The sequence below is a fragment of the Heyndrickxia sp. FSL W8-0496 genome (assembly GCF_038007825.1).
Lineage (GTDB): Bacteria > Bacillota > Bacilli > Bacillales > Bacillaceae_C > Heyndrickxia > Heyndrickxia oleronia.
The window spans coordinates 598,378-618,804 of record NZ_JBBOXX010000001.1; the positions used below are offsets into that span (position 1 = coordinate 598,378).

At 37.6% G+C, this 20,427-nt stretch carries 23 protein-coding genes; 12 read left to right on the forward strand and 11 right to left on the reverse strand.

Annotated features, from left to right (window positions below; genetic code table 11):
- Positions 1-35: 35 nt before the first annotated feature.
- On the forward strand, positions 36-899 hold the full coding sequence (locus NST63_RS03340; RefSeq protein WP_341041249.1) for a pirin family protein: 864 nt from the start codon (positions 36-38) through the stop codon (positions 897-899).
- 74 nt (positions 900-973) lie between these two features.
- Here NST63_RS03340 and NST63_RS03345 read toward each other — a convergent pair whose 3' ends face one another.
- Complete coding sequence (locus NST63_RS03345; protein ID WP_341041250.1) at positions 974-1,486, reverse strand: DinB family protein; 513 nt, start codon at positions 1,484-1,486, stop codon at positions 974-976.
- Positions 1,487-1,745: 259 nt separating this feature from the next.
- On the opposite strand from NST63_RS03345, the gene NST63_RS03350 reads away from it, so the two are divergent.
- The 7 genes from NST63_RS03350 (at position 1,746) to NST63_RS03380 (ending at position 7,245) form a co-directional block, all read left to right on the forward strand.
- Positions 1,746-2,432 (forward strand): HAD family hydrolase, encoded by a 687-nt coding sequence (locus NST63_RS03350; protein WP_341041251.1) that lies wholly within the window; start codon positions 1,746-1,748, stop codon positions 2,430-2,432.
- A 182-nt stretch (positions 2,433-2,614) separates the two neighbouring features.
- Entirely contained in the window at positions 2,615-2,845 is a 231-nt protein-coding gene (locus tag NST63_RS03355; protein WP_341041252.1) for a hypothetical protein, read from the forward strand.
- A gap of 12 nt (positions 2,846-2,857) precedes the next feature.
- Positions 2,858-3,406: a 2'-5' RNA ligase family protein gene (locus NST63_RS03360; protein WP_341041253.1), complete on the forward strand. Its 549-nt coding sequence runs from the start codon at positions 2,858-2,860 to the stop codon at positions 3,404-3,406.
- 85 nt (positions 3,407-3,491) lie between these two features.
- Complete coding sequence (locus tag NST63_RS03365; RefSeq protein WP_071975025.1) at positions 3,492-4,544, forward strand: FUSC family protein; 1,053 nt, start codon at positions 3,492-3,494, stop codon at positions 4,542-4,544.
- A gap of 118 nt (positions 4,545-4,662) precedes the next feature.
- Complete coding sequence (locus NST63_RS03370) at positions 4,663-5,124, forward strand: NUDIX hydrolase (protein WP_341041254.1); 462 nt, start codon at positions 4,663-4,665, stop codon at positions 5,122-5,124.
- Between the two features lie 640 nt (positions 5,125-5,764).
- Positions 5,765-6,616: a VOC family protein gene (locus NST63_RS03375; RefSeq protein ID WP_341044143.1), complete on the forward strand. Its 852-nt coding sequence runs from the start codon at positions 5,765-5,767 to the stop codon at positions 6,614-6,616.
- A 26-nt stretch (positions 6,617-6,642) separates the two neighbouring features.
- Positions 6,643-7,245, forward strand: a complete 603-nt coding sequence (locus NST63_RS03380) for a nitroreductase family protein (protein WP_341041255.1) — start codon at positions 6,643-6,645, stop codon at positions 7,243-7,245.
- A 369-nt stretch (positions 7,246-7,614) separates the two neighbouring features.
- Here NST63_RS03380 and NST63_RS03385 read toward each other — a convergent pair whose 3' ends face one another.
- The 5 genes from NST63_RS03385 to NST63_RS03405 form a co-directional block, all read right to left on the reverse strand.
- A complete protein-coding gene (locus tag NST63_RS03385) occupies positions 7,615-8,700 on the reverse strand; it encodes a nitric oxide synthase oxygenase (protein WP_341041256.1) in 1,086 nt (361 codons plus the stop codon).
- Between the two features lie 239 nt (positions 8,701-8,939).
- Positions 8,940-9,278: an NUDIX domain-containing protein gene (locus NST63_RS03390; RefSeq protein ID WP_341041257.1), complete on the reverse strand. Its 339-nt coding sequence runs from the start codon at positions 9,276-9,278 to the stop codon at positions 8,940-8,942.
- An 11-nt stretch (positions 9,279-9,289) separates the two neighbouring features.
- Positions 9,290-9,874: a DJ-1/PfpI family protein gene (locus NST63_RS03395; protein ID WP_341041258.1), complete on the reverse strand. Its 585-nt coding sequence runs from the start codon at positions 9,872-9,874 to the stop codon at positions 9,290-9,292.
- A gap of 125 nt (positions 9,875-9,999) precedes the next feature.
- Entirely contained in the window at positions 10,000-10,263 is a 264-nt protein-coding gene (locus tag NST63_RS03400) for an excalibur calcium-binding domain-containing protein (RefSeq protein ID WP_341041259.1), read from the reverse strand.
- 901 nt (positions 10,264-11,164) lie between these two features.
- Positions 11,165-11,815 carry a hypothetical protein gene (locus NST63_RS03405; protein WP_341041260.1) on the reverse strand — a complete coding sequence of 217 codons (651 nt, stop codon included), beginning with the start codon at positions 11,813-11,815 and terminating at the stop codon, positions 11,165-11,167.
- A gap of 152 nt (positions 11,816-11,967) precedes the next feature.
- Here NST63_RS03405 and NST63_RS03410 point away from each other — a divergent pair, with 152 nt between their 5' ends.
- The 3 genes from NST63_RS03410 (at position 11,968) to NST63_RS03420 (ending at position 13,817) form a co-directional block, all read left to right on the forward strand.
- Entirely contained in the window at positions 11,968-12,399 is a 432-nt protein-coding gene (locus NST63_RS03410; protein ID WP_058005209.1) for a DUF2935 domain-containing protein, read from the forward strand.
- A gap of 105 nt (positions 12,400-12,504) precedes the next feature.
- On the forward strand, positions 12,505-12,996 hold the full coding sequence (locus NST63_RS03415) for a CBO0543 family protein (protein WP_058005208.1): 492 nt from the start codon (positions 12,505-12,507) through the stop codon (positions 12,994-12,996).
- Complete coding sequence (locus tag NST63_RS03420) at positions 12,993-13,817, forward strand: hypothetical protein (RefSeq protein ID WP_341041261.1); 825 nt, start codon at positions 12,993-12,995, stop codon at positions 13,815-13,817. Before NST63_RS03415 ends, NST63_RS03420 begins: the two co-directional genes overlap by 4 nt.
- 20 nt (positions 13,818-13,837) lie before the next feature.
- On the opposite strand, the gene NST63_RS03425 is transcribed toward NST63_RS03420, so the two are convergent.
- The 4 genes from NST63_RS03425 to NST63_RS03440 all read right to left on the reverse strand — a co-directional run bounded on the left by NST63_RS03425 (position 13,838) and on the right by NST63_RS03440 (position 18,406).
- A complete protein-coding gene (locus tag NST63_RS03425) occupies positions 13,838-14,719 on the reverse strand; it encodes a DODA-type extradiol aromatic ring-opening family dioxygenase (protein WP_341041262.1) in 882 nt (293 codons plus the stop codon).
- 32 nt (positions 14,720-14,751) lie between these two features.
- Positions 14,752-16,137: a sensor histidine kinase gene (locus NST63_RS03430; protein ID WP_341041263.1), complete on the reverse strand. Its 1,386-nt coding sequence runs from the start codon at positions 16,135-16,137 to the stop codon at positions 14,752-14,754.
- On the reverse strand, positions 16,134-16,811 hold the full coding sequence (locus NST63_RS03435) for a response regulator transcription factor (protein ID WP_341041264.1): 678 nt from the start codon (positions 16,809-16,811) through the stop codon (positions 16,134-16,136). Before NST63_RS03435 ends, NST63_RS03430 begins: the two co-directional genes overlap by 4 nt.
- Positions 16,812-16,951: 140 nt before the next feature.
- Entirely contained in the window at positions 16,952-18,406 is a 1,455-nt protein-coding gene (locus NST63_RS03440) for an alanine/glycine:cation symporter family protein (RefSeq protein WP_341041265.1), read from the reverse strand.
- 189 nt (positions 18,407-18,595) lie between these two features.
- On the opposite strand from NST63_RS03440, the gene NST63_RS03445 reads away from it, so the two are divergent.
- Positions 18,596-19,732 (forward strand): zinc-dependent alcohol dehydrogenase, encoded by a 1,137-nt coding sequence (locus NST63_RS03445; RefSeq protein WP_078110386.1) that lies wholly within the window; start codon positions 18,596-18,598, stop codon positions 19,730-19,732.
- A gap of 135 nt (positions 19,733-19,867) precedes the next feature.
- On the opposite strand, the gene NST63_RS03450 is transcribed toward NST63_RS03445, so the two are convergent.
- The gene (locus NST63_RS03450; RefSeq protein WP_235849693.1) at positions 19,868-20,335 is read right to left on the reverse strand and encodes a hypothetical protein; all 468 of its coding nucleotides are present in this window, start codon (positions 20,333-20,335) and stop codon (positions 19,868-19,870) included.
- Positions 20,336-20,427 lie beyond the last annotated feature (92 nt).

A 20,427-nucleotide genomic window follows, 5' to 3' on the forward strand; every position in this document is an offset into this window, starting at 1 on the left:
TTGGATTTATAATGTTCCTATAGGAGGGATGGAACATGAATGAAAACAAAGCAATTTTCCAACGAGCAGTTAAAGACCATTGGTATGTAAACTATCAGCAAAATGGGTATCCACACGTTCAACAAGGATTTGTATTACATCCTGAACGATTAAAAGAGTTTGACCCTTTTATACTGATGGCAGATGATTGGTTTAAACGTGGTACTTTTTCAGACCATCCTCATCGAGGATTTCAAACGATTACTTATGTAATAGATGGCAGGCTGGAGCATATTGATAATGCTGGCGGTCACTCTATACTCGATGCAGGAGATGTTCAATATATGAATGCCGGCTGGGCAGCACGGCATGCAGAAGAAGCTGTAGATGATGATTTAATCCACACATTACAATTGTGGTTGAACCTACCAAAGGAGTTAAAGAATACGAAAACAACGTATCAGGATATTCGTTTAGAAGATGTACCACATGTGCCTTTTGATGGGGGAGTTGTAAAAGTCTACTCTGGTGATATCGAGGGTGTAAAGGGACCACTTGATAGCATAGTGCCAATCACTATGTCTGAAATCAATGTTGCTGCTGGAGCAACATATATCCATCGTATTCCCGAAAATCATAATGCCTTTCTTTATGTGTTATCTGGAGAGGTTGAATTAGGTACAAATGAAATAGCACTAGGCAAAACAGGTGTGGCAACATTTACCTTTAATGAATCCGGGCAGCAAGGCAGTGAATTAGTAATAAAGGGAAACCAACGTTCAAAGGTATTAGTCTATTCAGGGGTTCCTATAAACGAAGAGGTAGTGGCGTATGGCCCATTTGTGATGAATACAATGGAAGAGATTCGCCAAGCCTATCGCGATTTTAATGCTGGAAAGTTCGGACCACCAGCGGAGTAAGGGCGGATTGTAAAAGTCCTTGTTAAACGTTATCTAAATAGAACCACTGTTTGAGAAAATAAGGGGAAGTCCCCTTATTTTTTTTGTTTTGCATATAGATAAAGTCCATAATCCTGCATGACGGATGTTTGCCTTAATTGCCGAAGCATCGTGGCAATGTTTCCACGATGATAGGAACCATGGGTAACAATATGTAATACAGATTCAGAAATAGACGTTTCGAGTATTCCAGCATAAGGATTATCGACGACTAGCTTCTTTTCTATATCATCTAACTGGTTCAGAAAAGCTTTGTTTTGCTCCGATAATTCCAAGTAACCTGCTTCCATATCCTCAATAGCTTTCACTTCCAGCTGTTCACCTTTTTGGAAGGCATCACTCATTGTTTCCTTCATACTCATACCCTTTATAATCTCAAACCATGCATAATCAACTTGATAAATATGTGACATCACTTTCGCGATAGAGGAAAAGCCACTATTTGTTTCCTGATGATAAATCTCTAGAGGGAGCTCCTTCAAACGTTCAATAATCACAGTATTTGCCCAAAAATGATACTCATACATTTCAATGGCAGGATGTTTCATATCATTTCTCCTTTTATTTTGATATTTATAAAAGCCTTTACAGTGGACTTTTACAACTAATACAGTTATTACGAAGTTGATTAGGATTTTGGTGTTACCCCAATTTTTTATTCGTTAATCATTATCTAGATAGAAATATTCTTAATTTTTATTAATATTAAATAACAGTCATTAATACTCCTTTATTTCTGTATTGATAGGAGGTAATTGGTCTTTATTTGCAGAAGTAGATAATGGGAACTGAGGGAGGAGACTTATCTTGATCCAAGCAGTGGTATTTGATTTATTTGAAACACTTATTTCTGAATGGAGAAATGGAAAAAGAGAGAAAGGCCATATGTTCAAGGAAATTGGCTTAAATGAGGAACTATTCAAAAAAGAGTGGCATAAGCGTTTAGATAAGAGAATGGATGGTACATTTTCTAATTACCGAAGTGTGTTGATTGACATTTTAAGAGCACAAAATATGCCGATTGATCTAAAAGTGCTAGACGCTGCGCAAAAGCAAAGAGAAAGAGTAAAATCACTTCCATTTGAACAAATCAATGAGGAAATCATAGGGTGCTTGTCCGAACTTAAGCGACAAGGGATCAAAGTAGGGCTAATCAGTAATTGTACACCAGAGGAGATATCTGGATGGGAGGCATGTACACTCTCTCAGTACTTTGATGATGTCATTTTTTCCTATAAGGTGAAGTGTGCCAAACCAAACCCAGAAATCTATTTAATGGCATGCAAAAATTTAAAGGTTGAACCTGAAAAGGTTATTTTTATTGGTGACGGTGGATCAAATGAATTATTCGGTGCTGAACAAGTGGGAATGATCCCTTATCAAGCCACATGGTTTCTTTCTGAAAAGCTCTTTTCTCAAACATTGTTGTTATTTAAGGTAGTTTTAACTAATAACTATCTGTTGAAGTTCGCTACATTTTTCATTTTACTGTGAAAAGAGCTGCAAACTCCATAATGTCGCTGAATCCTTTATAGGGTGTAAAAGCCGGCAGTTGGGCTTTTACAAAAGCAACGAACAATACGATAAAAAGCCCTCTGAAGTAGAAAGGAAAACATAAATATTTATCCTAAATTAACGCATCCTTCGGAATTAATTACGATCATTAGAGGTGAAGCATGAATTTATTTTGGTCAATTTTAGTAGCATTTGCACTAGGAATCATTTTAGTGATGATTCCACCAGTTTATGGGGCGATCATTGCCTTTGGAATTATTGGAGGCTGTTTATTCCGTGGGATTGTTTTGCTTGAAAAACTGAATAAAAAACTGAATGTCTTAGTTCCGGATAAGAACAAGGTTACAGAAGTATATGAAAGCTATTTGAATGATAAAAAGAAAGAATTTTAAAGGGAGGCTTCTATGTACGGAGTTGTTGCGCATTTTGACGAAGAATCAGAGAGATATATTAAAGAAGTGTGGAAAGAACTTAGCGATCAAGCCATATCCACCTATGCTGAAGAAGTAATAGATAGAAGACCACATATTACACTTGCTTCTTATCAAAGGCTAAATATGGATCGATTTCTTCCTCTTTTTCAATCTTGTTATGAATCGAGTTCTAATCTACCTATTACATTAAGTACCCTAGGAACCTTTTTGAATACAGGGATGATATTTTTAGCTCCTACACCTTCTATTGAGTTATTAGCTTTGCATATGAAGCATCATCAAATGCTCGAGGAATTTAATGATCAACCCGACTCACTTTATCTCCCAACTAGATGGATTCCACATTGTACAATTGCAAATCGATTACCTATGGATAAGTTGAAAGAAGCTTTCGAGTATTGCACCAAGCGAATGAAACCCATTGATGCGCAAATAAGTGAGGTGGCTTTAATTAAAGTAGTGGATGAAGGTGGGGGAAGATCTAGAGTAGAAACGATAAAAGCATGTCCCCTCAGATAAAGAGGTATGATAGAATACATGAATTGCCTAGGTTAAAGGAATCATAAAATAGAGCAGAGATGACCTTGAACCTAGGGGGCTATCAGTGAAAAAGAAAAAAATTATTAAAATACGAACGACATCGAAACATAAGGGGTGGAGAGGGGTATTTCATATTAATCGTACCCCGAAATATCCATGGAAAAAGGCCATTTCAGCTGCAATAACGATGGGACTCCCTTTTTTGATAGGTGCTTTATTTGGCCATATTGAATGGGGCTTGCTTGCTGGTATCGGAGGTTTTACCTCTTTATATGTTCATAATGAATCTTATAAACAAAGAGCGATTAAATTAATCATTGTCAATATTGGATTAGTAGTTTCCTTTGCTTTAGGAATTATTTGTGGTTTTTCCTTTTTGTCTACTTCCTTGATTTTAGGAATCATTAGTTTTCTGTCGACTTTTATCTGTAGTGCCTATAAGGTTCCTCCTCCATCAGGCTATTTTTTTGTCCTTGTTTGTGGAATTGGTACGGGCTTGCAGATGACTTTAACTGCAGCATTACTTCCTATTGGCATCGCATTGATGGGGGGATGTCTTGCATGGTTGATTGGAATGTCGGAATGGTTCTTTGATAAAAAGGAAATCACTCAAACAACAAGAAATCATACGTGGAAAGCTGCCTTAAATGATTCAAGTATACTATTAGCTTCAATAAGGAATGGAGCAGCTATTTTTGTTGCAACACTTATAGCATTTGCTTTAGGATTTCACAGACCTTATTGGGTATCCATTTCATGTGCAAGTGTGCTACAAGGTGCGACGATCTCGATTATTCTCCATCGGAGTTTCCAGCGATCAATAGGAACAGCAGTAGGTGTTTTTATTGCAGGTGGAATTCTTGCCCTACAGCCCTCCTATTGGTTATTGGGGCTATGTGTCATGACATTACAATTTTTAGTAGAAATGATTATTGTTCGTAACTATGCCTTTGCCGTCGTATTCATTACTCCACTTGCCCTACTTATTGCAGAAACAGGCCGTTCCGATACCGTTATTCCTGCCCTCATAGAGGCTAGATTGCTTGAAACATTATTAGGCTGTGCAATTGGATTAGCAACCGCCTATCTTATATGGAAGCGATCAGAAAAATCGTAAAATTTCCGTAAACGTTACTAAGTGTAAAACAAGGTACCGTTTTTTCCTTGATATAGAAGGATTAGCCTATAGATGTGACGAATAGGAATAGTAAAAGGACGTGTAAGGAGTCAAGTTGATGGGGTATATCATGGAATTAAGAAAGGTAGTCGGAAGTCGTCCGCTTATTATGACAGGAGCGAATGTCATCCTTCTAAATAAACTAAATGAATTATTATTGCAGTTAAGAAAAGATAATCATTGCTGGGGGCTTCCTGGCGGATCATTGGAGCCGGGAGAATCCCTCATAGAAGTAGCGGCAAGAGAGTTACACGAAGAAACTGGATTAAAGGCAAAAAAGCTTTCTTTATTTCAGATTTTTTCAGGAGAGGAGTTCTACTATCAATATCCACATGGTGATGAGGTTTATAATGTTGTAGCTACTTATATCTGTTCCGATTATGAAGGGGAGTTACAGGCAGATAAAGAGGAAGTGGAGGAGTTACGTTTTTATTCACTTAAGGAATTACCTGAAAAAATTAGCCCTCCTGATTGGCCGGTTGTGAAAGAGTTTTTAAAAAAGAAAACTTCAATAATCTAATAAAAAACAAGAAGGCGATTGTAAACAAAGCAATCGCCTTTTCTATTAATAATTCTAGGTAGTTAAGGATAATTTATAGGAAAAAGAATGGAGTACACAAATGAAAAAATACAAACCTTATTTAGCAATGGCCTTAATCTTACCTATTCTCACGCTACCCTTCTTAGGAAGATCCACGTTCAAACGGTTTTATCCAAGTGTGTTATTCATATGTTCTATCGTTTTATTAGAGAGCATAGTTGCTTACAAACGAGTGTGGTGGTGGTTTTATAATAAAATTATGCCAAAGCCGATATCCGATATGTTTCTCATTATTGCAGGTCCTTTTTTTGTGGGTTCATTGTGGATACTCAAATTTACCTATGGAAAGTTTAAAAGGTATTTGGCTATCAATTTTATTATTGATACAATTTTCGTTTATATCATCATCAATCTTTTTAAGAAGATTGGTTATGGCTCCCTAGTAAGAATTAAAAGGTATCAATTTTTGTCCCTTTTTCTTTTGAAGGCGATCTTGCTCTCTATGTTTCAATTCGTTAGGGAAAAAAGAGGCACGGTTTTAAGATAAAATGACTTGACTAACTATACTATAAAAAATATAATAACTTACATAAAGTAACTTAGGAGGCAGAAAATCATGATGGAATTCCATCAAGCACCTCAGACTTTCGTTAGTCAAGTTGACTTGAAGGTTTCAGATTTGGAACGTTCTCTTGCTTTTTATCAACAGATCATTGGCTTTCAAATTATTAAGCAAACAGATAAAGTTGCCTTTTTAACTGCTGATGGAAAAACACCGTTAGTAAAGATTGAGCAGCCTGATAATGTACGTGAAAAGCAATCAAGAACAACTGGACTATATCATTTTGCCATACTTTTACCGAGTCGAAAGGATTTGGGGAAGATATTACAGCATTTTCTTGAAGTTGGTTATCCGCTACAAGGGGCTTCTGATCATTTAGTCAGTGAAGCGATATATCTAGCAGATCCAGATGGAAATGGAATTGAGATTTATGCAGATCGTCCTGCCTCAACATGGGTATGGAACGATGGACAGGTCCATATGACAACTGAACCCATTGATGCACAAGGTCTTTTAGCAGAGGGACGTGGACAAAAATGGGAGGGACTCCCAAGTGGAACAACGATGGGCCATATTCATTTGCATGTTTCAGAGCTAGAAAAGGTTGAGGAATTCTATTGTAAGGGATTAGGGTTCAATATTGTCACTAGATATGGAAATCAAGCGCTTTTCCTATCTACAGGTGGCTATCATCATCATATCGGTTTAAATACTTGGAATGGAATAGGCGCACCTAAGCCTGCAGATAATAGTGTTGGACTGAAATGGTTCACATTGCAGTTTCCAAGTGAAGAAGCGAGACAACAGGTACTAGAAAATTTGCGAAGCCTGGAAGTTATGGTAAGTGAGATAGAGGGAAGTTACTTTGTCGAAGATCCTTCTGGAAATCGAATTCAGTTAAACATTTAGACAAACACATCAAGGAGAAGATAAACATGACAAACAAAGATTTTTATTCTGCTATTGAAAATAGACGTTCTTATTATGGAATCAGCAGTGAAGCGGTAGTATCTAATGAAAGAATTCAAGAAGTGATTAATCATGCGGTAAAGCATACCCCTTCATCATTTAATTCACAATCAGCAAGAGTGGTTGTGTTAACTGGTGAAAATCATACAAAACTATGGAATATTACAACAGAAACATTAAGAAAAATCGTTCCAGCTGAAAACTTTGGTTCTACACAAGACAAGATGAATGCTTTCGGTAGTGGATATGGAACAATATTATTCTTTGAAGATAATACTGTAATCGAATCATTACAGAAGCAATTCCCATTATATGCAGAGAATTTCCCAGTTTGGTCACAACAATCAAACGGAATGCTTCAACATGTAATTTGGACTTCATTAGAGCTTGAAGGCTTTGGCGCATCATTGCAACACTACAATCCACTTATTGATGATGAAGTGAAAAAAGAGTGGAACATTCCAAGTGGATGGAAGCTAATTGCTCAAATGCCATTTGGTAAACCAACTGCACCAGCAGGTGACAAAGAATTCGCACCATTAGAAGATCGTGTGAAATTTTATAACTAATAAATAAGGAGCATACCTAATGGCTATGCTCCTTTATTTGTAGATTTTATAGTATCCACAATATCATCCACAAATCTGGATATATGATTCCATTTTGGCGACTATTATCCACAACAAAAAATTGATGATCCGCAAAAAAACGAATAAATTATATCAATTAGGTGATATAATCCACAAAATAGAAGATCTCATCCACAAAACTGGAATAAGAGATCTTAATTTCAAATATATATCCACAAAAACAAGGCCAATTAATTTTAAAAGATTGATTATCCACAAAAATTTATTACAAAAAGAATGGACCATCATCACAAGTTTCAATTATCCACAAACTTGAAATTATCGTCCACAAATTAATGTAAATCCAGCTTATTTTGCAAATGGAACAGGTTGATAAAAATAATTTGGTTTTTTAATCTCATTTTTATACGGCTTATGAAAAATATGAGTAGTTGCAGGTGATAGAGGTGGTATGAGCCACACCCAATTTCCAGTGGGAGTTCTTCCCGCATCAACTTCATTTTCTTCAAATCGTTTAAACTGCTTTGCTGCTGTATGATGGTCCACAATACTGACACCGTCTTCTTTATATGAATGCAGTACAGCGGTATTCAATTCAAGTAATGCCCGGTCTTTCCAAAGTGAGGTATTGCTTCGCTTATTCAGACCCATAAGATCACTAATTTTTGGGAGCATATTATATCTAGATTCATCTGCAAGGTTACGTGCACCAATTTCGGTTCCCATATACCAGCCATTGAATGGGGCGGCAGAATAAGTGATGCCACCGATTTCAAGACGCATACTAGAAATGATAGGAACGCCATACCATTTTAATCCTAAGTCCTCAAACCATTCTAGCTCCGGATGGCGAATCGGAACCTCAAGAATCAATTCGCTTGGAATATCAAACCATTTTGGGGAATGATCATCGATTTGAATGACTAAAGGTAAAACGTCAAAAGGAGTGTGCTTACCCTTCCAACCCAAATCTTGACAAGCTTTAGTAAATGCGAGGGAATCTGGATCCCCGATTATGCCATCATCTGTTTCGTAGCCTGCATAACGAATTAATTGATGATTCCAGATCCGGACAGAATGATGTTTGGTTTGCTGGTGGAAAATCGTAATCGTTGGACGGATTCGCCCTTTATTTGTTGCATACTCAATATGTTCTAGTAGAGCAGCATATATCGCTTTCTCGGTAGTTAGCTGTCTTTGGTCGATGACCTGTAAATTTTCCCAAAATAGTCTGCCGATGCAATGATTACTGTTCCGCCATGCCACTTTTGCCCCGTAATCTAATTCATCATATGTATGATAATAATGTCCGTTTTCTTGAATCTCCCGTTGGATTTCATTCAGTCTTTGTTTAAGTTGATCTTCGGTTTTATTCGTTTCTTTGTAGTATGTACGAATAAATTCTTCTGCTTCTGTAAGAATATCTATATTCAAAGTGATCCTCCTATTGTCAATCCTATTGTTTTCATCATAGAAAATCCGAATCGACAAAACAAGGGAGAATCCAAGATAGATATGATGATTTTATGTCAGAATCTCCATTCAGCTTTTATTATCTTCGTTAATCTCTTCGGCCAATGTACTTGCTCACCATAATTTTTGATCACCATTCACATAGTTTCTAATTAAATCCCGTAATACATATGGATGTAAATTTACTTTCTCTAATTCCTCTATACCACACCAAAAAAAGAGAGGTGGAGTTCACAAGATGGTGGATTAATATCAAGGGAAAGTTCACTACTTTTGACTTCGAATAGTTGATTAATTTCACAATGGAGTATTCCTTTTTTCTCCCACTTATGCTCGATTAATCCAAGAAAATGATCTGGTGCGCAATAAACACCCATTTCCTCTTGAATTTCTCTTTTTAAGGTTTCTTTGGCACTTTCTCCAAATTCGACATGACCACCAGGGAGGAAGGTGTTTGTATCCCCCTTTGCTTGAGCAAGTAGTATTTTATTCTCATTGATAAAAACGGCTCGCGCTAAATGATGAAATGGATTTTTCATCGAAAACCTCCTTAATTGTACTCTTCCATCCGGCGATTCTTCTTTCCGTGATAAAAGTCATGAAGATCCATAATTGTCTCCTTATCTAACTCGCCAATCATTTTCGTTAATTTAATCCCAAAGTCAACAAAGGCATGCCCTTGCGCCGTCAGAATATGTCCATAAACGACAAAGGGCTGGTAACGATAATTCTCCTCCTGAAATCCTCCTAAAAACTCTCGTTGTTCCTTTGTTAAAGTTACCGTGTAAGGGATATCCTGCAAGACCTTTGATTTTGCTAGAACATATACACCACTGCAAATCGCAGCAATAATTTTACCTTGTTCAGCAAAGTTAGCAACCCAGCGAAACAATTCATGCGCTTCTGCTATAGGCTTTAAATCACCACCTGGTATGATGAGAACGTCGTAATCCGCTCCATCAATCTCTTTTAGAGTCATATCAGGAAGCACATTTAGCCCTGCTTCTGACCGATAAGCATGATTAGCCAAGGCAAATGTATGTAAGTCATGAGTGCTTCTTAACATTGAAATAGCTGTGCTAATTTCAAACTCACAGAATCCCTCGAAAATAAATAGTAATGCTTTTCTTTTCATTCGATCACCCCTTTATATATTTCGGTGAAGAGGGGAGAATTCCTTTTTAGAAGAGATGAATAAAAAAAGAGATCTTATTCAATCAAAGATCTCTAACAAGTTATGTATCTTTCATATGAAGAGGTTTATCGTTCACAGGCAATTAAATCTTTATCACGATCTAAATGTGTATTCTTATTGTAGAGCTCCTTTGAAACAAAAGGGGTATAGCGTGTTTTCCCGCCTTTGTTTTTGACTGATGCAGATTGAGCGACACCACCGCGATATACCTTATTTAGCTCTTTGCAGTTTTTATAAGAAATGATTTGTGTCTTAGCTTTAGATGTATCTGATAATCCAAAGGCAAGAATTAAAATACATGCAAGAGCTAGAGAAACTAGTTTTTTCATTATTGAATCACCCCCTATACAGATAAATATAATGAAAAGATAGAGGAGAAATCAAGTGTATTCAGAAAATTTGATAAAGTTGAGGAAAACACAAAAAAGTCAACATCGTTGTATGCTGACTTGTTGTTAATATTCAAGTAGTTTGGTCACCGTGAACGCGAAGTTTCCTCCTTTGAGGGGAATTAACTACGCCTTTTGGTTACCGAGTCCGCGGTGTATCCCCCAACCGGGTAACCAATCACGTCGAATGGTGACCGAGTTCACGGGATATCCTCCAACAGGGTAACCAATCGTGCCCAAAGGTGCCCGAGTCGCCTCGAAATGCCCCAACCGGGTAACTAATCCTGCCCAAAGGTGCCCGAGTTCACAGGAAATGCCCCAACCGGGTAACTAATCCCGGCCAAAGGTGCCCGAATTCACACGAAACGCCCCAACCGGGTAACCAATCCTGCCGAATGGTGCCCGAATCCGCCTGAAATCCATCAACCGGGTAACCAATCCCGCCGAATGGTGCCCGAGTCGCCTCGAAATGCCCCAACCGGGTAACCAATCGTGCCCAAAGGTGCCCGAGTCGCCTCGAAATGCCCCAACCGGGTAACTAATCCTGCCCAAAGGTGCCCGAGTTCACAGGAAATGCCCCAACCGGGTAACTAATCCCGGCCAAAGGTGCCCGAATTCACACGAAATGCCCCAACCGGGTAACTAATCCCGCCCAAAGGTGCCCGAATCCACAGGAAATCCCCCAACCGAGTAATCAACCGCCCCCTTTGGTTACCAAGTACATGCAGTTTCCTCCTTCACAGGATTCGCACACGCCCTTTGGTTACCGCTAATTGATTCAAACTTTACGCCCAAAAAGCAACAATTGAGAAAAGCGCCTAATTTAAAACGATCTTCAATGTTAATTAATAAAATCCCTCGTTCTATTACCAGCCTTAATCCGAATATCGATGGGGCTTATTTCCTCGCTAATGCTATAATTTTTCAAATGAGTAATATCAATATCCTTTTCAATTTTGATATTTGTCCGTTGATTTCCTTTTACCATGACATCAAAGGGTCCAGCTTCTTTTAAAAGAGTTAAACCATTAGGGTAATCGCTAATTTCATGATTATAAATTTTGATTGTAAAAGGGACAGTATCATTGCTGTGGTTTTCAAAAATCAAATGACATTGGGCATGCATGGTGTGCTTATTTTTTGTTTGGAAATGACATTGACTCAACGGTTGATCATAAGAAATAGCGTAAATTCCACTGGAAAAATGTTTTTGCACGAAATCAGTAACTGTGGGTGGGATATTTGCGATTATAATGGTTGTAAGAATTATCAATCGGTAACGGAATTTTTTTAGTGAGATCCCGAGAAGGATTAAACCTAAAAGAACCAAAAGGAATAAAACATTGGTAACATAATAGTTTTTTGCAGGGGTATACCAATTTCGGATAATTGTTTCACCTAAAGAGTAAGAGTTAGGATATGGCAGTATCAACACAATATATAAAGCCAGTAGGAAAAGAGAGAGAATAAATAGTCTTCTATTTTTTATCATTACATCCACCTTGTTAAATATTTGATTATTCTGTATTATACAGTCATTACCATCTAGTGTAAATCCTGTTTAAGTCCGTACAAAAGTAGTTCTTTTCACTCTTTCCTGGTAATAAGCTTTAAATAGGGATAAAAAGTGAAAGGAATGATTGCATGCAATTTTACTATAGAAATCAAATGCCATTACGCGTGCTTGATGAGTGCGAGTTTTGGAAGCAGCAAGAAGAAGAGCATACAGTCGTCATCCGGGAGCTAGTAAAAGATTTAGAGACTGAGTTTTTTGATGCACTTTTTGAATGGGAAACCGCGTTTCGTGAGGCACATGGTCGGGTGGTACGTTTTATTGAAACAACCATCCGCACAACGGGTACATTTACTTATGAATTATATCGGGAATTAACAAAACTCGTATCTTTTTGTTTGGAGCAAAGTGTACAATTCATTGCTTTTTGTAATCAACTGATTCAGGAAAGTGAACCAATCGTCAACAATCCAACGGCAAAAGTAGTTATGAAGCATATTATTGATGAATCGGAGTATTTTGTCGGAATCGCTCAGGCAGTTTTATATAGTAAGTCCATATAGAGACCTAGAAGGGGTCTCTTTTTTGTAGAATCTTTTTTCTTAAGTATTATTCATCCAGAATCGTACATAGTAAAAATGGGAACTTCTAAATAAAGGAGATAGGCTATGGTAGGACTTATTACTGCAATTATTATTTTTAATTTTATTGCATTTAAAGTAGCAGCAAAAAAACTATCAACTAATCGAATCGTACACATTATCGCATTTACCCTCGTATTGCAAACAATTTTCGATCTATATATTGAATTTAAATACCATGGATATTGGTATTTTACCAAGGGGATTGAGTATTCAGGATTGCTTGCTCATCTCCTTGTAGTTCCACCTGTAAATGTATTGTTTATAAAATGGTATCCACATCATGCGAAATGGTGGAAAGTATTTCTATATTATTTACTATGGGAAATCGGAACTTTAGGATATGAATTTTTAGCTCTTCTCCCAGAGCCATGGGGATATTTTCATTATGGCTGGTGGAATATCGGATATTCCATTATTCTTAATCCGATCTTATTGATCCTATTATATTTATATTACAAGTGGATAGTAAAAATAGAAAAAAGTGCATGTAATCATTATGAAAGAGGCTTATTATGAAGAAAAACTCACTGATATATGCGATCTTAACATTTATACATCTTGTATTAGTGATTATTACCTTTGTGAAAAAATGGGATAAAAAACCTTGGATTCTGCTCTTTTCAAGCATTGGACAAGCCTATGTTTTCGAATATTTCGTGCTTAATATATTGAAGAGTTATAAATATTATCCAAAGGTTTTTAGCAATAAATGGCAAGATACGATTTTGGGGGCGATTATCTCTCAAGCATTTACAGTCCCGATTATGGCAACAGCCCTTGCTTTGTTTCAAAAAAAATGGACATGGAGTCTCGGAGCAACATTTTTATATGCTGGAATTGAATGGTTATTTATCCGATTAGGCTTATTCAAGAAAAACTGGTGGAAGACAATCTACACGCTTATATCTTTACCTTTTTTCTTTTGGGTTGTAAAAAAGTGGTCACTACTTCTTGAGGGAAAACCAGAAAAATGGACAGCGCGAATAACTGTTCTTCTAATCTTCTGGGTGAATTATTTGAATACAAATTTCGTATTAGTGGCTATCTCAAAAAAGTTTTTAATCCGAATAAAATGGAGCAAAAAGTACTATCAGCATTTTATCATTGCACCAGCATATTTTATGATCCAGTCTGTGATCGCCTATGTTGCATTGCTAACTAAAAAATGGGCACTAGGACTAGGAACCCTTCACCTAATGGATCAACTATTATATCGTCTCAACTGGATAAAAGCCAAAAGATGGACTGTTTATTGTATGATCCCACTCCATTTAACAAACCTGTTATTAGTAAAATTATTTAAAAAACAAATGGAGTCAGGCCAAGAAGGCACCTGACTCCATTTGTTAATATGGTATCAGTAAACATGATAGGATGTTTGACTGGATGTGATTTCTGCGCAGATCAGTCCAAAATAAGTTGGAACCTCATAGGAATAAAGGTGAATATTGCGGGCTTCCTTTGGAATAGCACCTGCTAAAATGAGTGTTTGCCAAATTCCATCGGGTTTGGCGGCATCAATATATTCATGATCAAACTCGGCCATTTTTTCGAGCTCATTGGAGCGAATAAATCCAACAACCTCTTCATCAAGTAGTGCTGCAGCGGGGTCAAAGCCATATGGACCACGCTCATCATGGGCATGTGCCCAGTCGCAGCTTGCAATTAGAGCGACACGTTTGTTCGATTTTTGGACCACCTGATTCATCATTTGACCAAGCTTAATATGCGTTTCAAATGATAAGTCTCTTGATGGATTGATAACAACAATTGGTACATCTGGCATAAAAGATAAAGGAACAATTGCACCCCAATCGAGTGGCAAGCAGGAAATGGGGCCAGAGGCTGTTCCGTAATTAATAGAGGCAATAGGAATGTTGTGCTCCTTTGCTTCTTTTGTAATGGCAAGTGCTAGATCACGATCGACATACCGTTCAAGCTCGTAAAATCCATCATTCTCTTCAACAAATCCATACATTTTTTCACTATTAGATACTGAAAAATACCCATCAATTCTTGTGCCATGAGGTGTAAGAACAATAATCGTGTCTGGCTTAGCATCATGCATTTTATGACCGAGCTTCATCATACTATCTCTTGTTAGCCTCATTCTTTCTGGTTTCGTACCACCTAATTCAGGTATGATTTCACCACCATGAGGGGCAATACAAGCAAACACAAAAGGATTCATCCTCATCACTCTTTCAGTAACATATTTTACAAATCTATTCGACAACATTAGCCGAGACTCCTTTAAATAGTAGGGAAAAATCAATTTGATGTTAAAGGGAGTTCGATAAAGAATGTGGTTCCTCTTCCTAACATGCTTTCTACGTGGATTTTCCCATCATGCAATTCGATAATCTTTTTCGTAATAGGCAGTCCTAAACCACTACTTCCTTCTTTTCGAATCCGCGATTTATCTGCTTTATAAAAGCGTTGAAAAATATGTGGAAGATCCTCTTTTGAAATGCCAATTCCTGTATCCGATATCTCGATATAACATTTTTCATTATCTGAACGGATATTTATTGAAATCGTACCTCCGGTTTCTCTAAATTTAATACTATTTGTAATCAGATTCGTCCAAGCCTGTTGAAGCAGCTTCTGATCCGCATGAATAAAAACAAATGGAAGCTCCATATCAATGGCTATGTCTTTTTCTCTCCAGCTCCATTCTGTCATAAACAGCACCTGCTTGATTTGTTGGGAAAGATCGAACCTATCCTTTTCAACAATTCCTTCCTCTTTATCTAAAGATGCAAGGGTAAGTAATTGTTTACTTAATTGTGATAAACGACGACTTTCATCCTCGATGATCGAAAGATAGTGCTTTCTCTTTTCCTCTGTAATAGTTTCTAGTTGTAATGTTTGTGAGAATCCCTGAATTGAGGCAAGTGGTGATTGAATTTCATGCGATACATTAGAAACAAACTCCTGGCGCATGGCTTCCAGCTGCTCCAAGCTCTTGGTCATTGAGGAAAAATGACTTGCAAGCTGTCCAATTTCATCGCGCCGATGCACTTGTAATTGAATATTATAATTTCCTTTTGCAATCTTCTTGGTGGCCTCTGTTAATTTACTGATTGGTTTTACAATATATCTGGTGCTAATCACGACAAAAATCACACTAAGTAGAATAGTAACAGCTAGTAAAATGGCAAAAAAGATCCGCATTTCTCCAAACTGGACTTCAAGATTTGGGCGAATAAAAAGGGCATGAGGAGCTCCGTCAACGATTACAGGTACCCCAATTGTATTCTTCAAAACATTATCAAAAAAACCCGTCACGAACAGTTTAGAAGGAAATTGATTGATTCCATGATATGTTTTACCACTAACTACATCCTGAATAATATTTTGATCCAATTCTTTTTTTCGAAAATCACCACCATAGAAGGTCCCATTTCCATCAGAAGCGACTAAATACATTTGATATCCTAACTGGCTGATATGGGACAAATATTGGTTTATATCTATACTGGAATGGTTCTGATAATAGGATTGAATATCCTTAGCCATTCTCGTTACCTTTTCATCATTATGAGGCTTTAAATAAAAATGATAGTAAGCATTGGAGAGGAAAAAGGAAAGTAGACTGCTGAATATCATCACAACGATTGTCGTGACGACGATTCGTAAATAAAGTGTTTTCACTGCTTGGCGACCTCCAGTTTATATCCGACACCACGTACCGTTTTAATACTAAAGTCATTCATATGATTTTTAAAGCGTTCTCGTAGCCGTTTAATATGAACATCTACTGTCCGCTCATCCCCTTCAAAATCATGTCCCCATATAAGCTGAATTAATTCGTCACGTGTAAAAATTCGGTCAGGATAACTTGCGAGTTGTGCCAATAACTCAAATTCCTTCATCGGCAACATCAGCTGTTTTTTGTTGCAATGCACTTCATAGCTTTTACGATCAATTACAATATCATTTAGTGTGATTTTTTCGGAATTCACCATTTGAAATCGACGTAATAATGCTTTCATACGAAACAGCAATTCCTTTGGCTCAAACGGTTTGGTTAAATAATCATCTGTACCGACTGAAAAACCTCTTTCTTTATCCTCTAATTGATCCTTCGCTGTTAGTAGAATAACAGGAAAATCATAGTATTTCCTAATCTCTTCAGTTAACTGCCATCCATCTTTATGGGGCATCATCACGTCAACTACCGCTAAGTGAATCTGTTGTTTAGTGAGTAATTGTGATGCCTCATTTCCGTCCGTTGCTTCAAAAACAAAGTAACCTTCCGATTGAAGCGTATGTCTTAAAAGCTCTCGAATATGAGAGTCATCATCCACAATTAAAATATTTAACATTTACTAAGCACCTACCAGTGTATGTATTCAATAGTTTCATTTTGGCTGATTGTTGTCAGGATATCAAATGAAAAAAACATAAAAATAGGTCAGACCCCACAACACAATCGTGTGGAGTCTGACCCCAATTAGACTACCTATTAGCTGACTTCTTGCTTATCTTCGGTTTTCTTTTCAACCCAGTAATCTGCATTTTTGATGCCAAGTGGCTCAGGATCGAAGACTGGATCTTTTCCTTCTCGTTTTTGCCGTTCATAATCCTTCAAGGCGACGAGAGCAGGCTTCATTAGGATCAATATGGCGATAATGTTTAGCCATACCATAATTCCTAGTCCTGTATCGCCAAACGCCCATGCCACTTCAGATGTTTTGACACAGCCATAGAACACTGCTGCCATACTTACAATTTTAATGGCTAAAATAGCCCAACGATTATTTTTTCCACGAGTTAGATAGGCAACATTTGTTTCCGACATATAGTAATAGGCCATAATGGTTGTAAAGGCAAAAAAGAATAAAGAGATAGCGACGAATCCAGAACCAAAGCCTGGTAATACACTTTCTACAGCGGCTTGTGTGTATTGTGGTCCAGGATCAGCTGTTCCCATTTTATCAGCAAGATAGGTTCCATCGGGGGCCTTTGTACTATACATTTTAGTAAATAGAATCATAAATGCAGTAGCTGTACAAACAAACCAAGTATCAATATATACGGAAAATGCTTGCACAAGACCTTGTTTAGCAGGGTGAGAAACTTCGGCTGCCCCCGCAGCATGGGCACCTGTTCCTTGACCTGCTTCATTTGAATAGATTCCTCGTTTGACACCCCAAGAAATCGCTGAACCAACTATTCCCCCAAAGGTAGCTTCAGCACCGAACGCACTTTTAAAAATAAGAGCAAACACCGCAGGAATTTCTGAAAAGTTTATAAGAATAATGATTAATGCAACAATAATGTAACCGAGAGCCATGAAAGGAACGACAAATTGAGCAACACCCGCAATCCTTTTCACACCACCAAAAATGATAATTCCGAGTAATACGGCAATAATCGTTGCCGTTAGAATTTTATTCATCCCAAATGCATTGTTAAGTCCTTCGGCAATAGCATTGGCTTGTACACCAGGCATTAGAAAGGTTAATGAAATAATGGTCGCAACAGCAAATACGATTCCATACCATCTCATACCCGTCCCTTTTTCAATATAATAGGCTGGTCCTCCACGATACTCACCATCTTGTTTTACCTTATAGATTTGAGCAAGAGTAGATTCAACATAAGCGGTAGCAGCGCCTACAAAGGCAATCAGCCACATCCAAAAAACGGCACCAGGTCCTCCTAACCCTATAGCGGTAGCAACACCGGCAATATTTCCGGTACCAACACGCCCAGATAAAGCGACAGATAAAGCTTGGAATGATGAAATTCCTGCATCCGAGCTTTTTCCTTTAAACATTTGCCTTAACATATCTGGAATTAGCCGCAACTGTAAAAAACGGGTCGCGATTGAAAAAAACAACCCAACTACAATACAAATAATAATTAGCGGCGGACTCCAAAGTACTTGATTTAACCATCCGACAAATTTATCCATCCTCATCCCCCTTGAGTGTTTTTAGAGGAGTAATTCCCCATGACATAAATTATATGGGAATTGAATAAATAGAACAATCTAAAAATTGAAAGTATTCAATATATTGCAGGTTAAAAATTGGAATGTGGCTCAAAAAGAATAATGGGGAAACTAATTTTGAAAAATTGATATAGCAAAGGAGGTAATTTAATGAAGGCTGTAACATATCAAGGAATAAAGGATGTAAAGGTGAAGGATGTTCCGGAACCAACTATTCACAAGGAGGATGACATCATTGTCAAAATCACAAGTACAGCAATTTGTGGTTCTGATCTTCACTTAGTTCATGGGATGATGCCCAATATGCCCCATAATTTTATTATTGGTCATGAACCAATGGGGATTGTTGAAGAGGTAGGACCGGCTGTAAACAAACTCAAAAAAGGGGACAGGGTAATTGTTCCTTTTAATATCGCCTGTGGGCAATGTTGGTTTTGTCAGCATGATTTAGAAAGTCAGTGTGATCAATCAAACCCACATGGTGAAGCAGGAGGGTACTTCGGATATTCAGAAACGTTCGGGGGCTACCCTGGAGGTCAAGCAGAATATCTTAGGGTACCATTTGGAAATTTTACTCCTTTCCTAGTCCCTGAAGATTGCGAGCTTGAGGATGAAAAAATTTTATTCTTATCTGATATTATCCCAACAGCTTATTGGGGAGTTGACTCGGCAGGTGTCAAAGAAGGAGATACGGTTATCGTTTTAGGATGTGGTCCTGTTGGACTGTTGACACAGAAATTTGCTTGGATGAAAGGTGCAAAAAGAGTCATAGCGGTCGATTACATTCACTATCGTTTGGAGCATGCGAAGAAAACAAATCATGTAGAAATAGTTGATTTTAGTAAAATAGAGAACACAGGTGATTATTTAAAGGAGTTAACAAAAGGTGGAGCCGATGTCGTTATTGACTGTGTTGGCCTGGACGGAAAAAAGACAGTTCTTGAGGCAATTGGATCCGCATTAAAGCTACAAGGAGGAGCGATGGGAGCGATTGTTATGGCATCGCAATGTGTAAGAAAAGGTGGAACTGTCCAATTAGTAGGGGTATATGGGACACGTTATAACCAATTCCCATTAGGTGATTTTTTTTCAAGAAATATTACTTTAAAAATGGGACAGGCACCCGTTATTCACTACATCCCAGAGCTATATCAACATATTATTAAAGGAACATTTGATCCAACAGATATCATCACCCATCGATTACCACTCGACCAAGCAGAATATGGCTACTCTGTCTTTGACGAAAAAGAAGACAATTGTATTAAAGTAGTACTTAAACCCTAACACGAGATGAAGGCAGGTTGCTAGTGTAAAAGCCTAACTGCCAGCTTTTACACCTAGCCGCTCTTCTCTTTGTGAAATCAAATGCTTGGGAAAAGAGCCTTGATTGAAAAATGTATAAATGGTGTCAGACATTAATCATTTAACTTCGATGGCAAATGCATAGAAGGCATCACCATGTGATAAATTCTTATCTTTTTTATCCATCCACCATACTCCATAGGAATAATAATAAATTCCTTTTTGAGTAGGTGCGGTAAATTGATTGTTTTTAACCGGAATTTCCAGCTCCTCGTTCTTATTGATTTGTACAACATGAAATTGATTAGGCTGTGGATTATAATCCATTACAAATTGTATGGTTTCCCCAGGTTTGGTGTGTATGGGTTTTTGATCTTTTAGAAGCTCTACAGGACCTGCTGTATCCACACAAACTCCTTTATTGTTTGAAGACCAACAATATGTCCCCAATTTCGTCTTGTAGTTTTTTTCTCCAATATGAATCGAGGCACTTGGTGGCTGTGCATCCTTATGTTTTGATTCTTCACTCGAGCATCCTGCTAAACTAAATAACAATATTAAAAGTAGACCCATTCTCATCATCATCTGTGTTTTTTATCCCCCTTTACAAATTCAGACGTTCTTTCACCGGAAGAAGTTACAGTGAATCTGTCGCGTTTTTACAATACAGTTTTGTT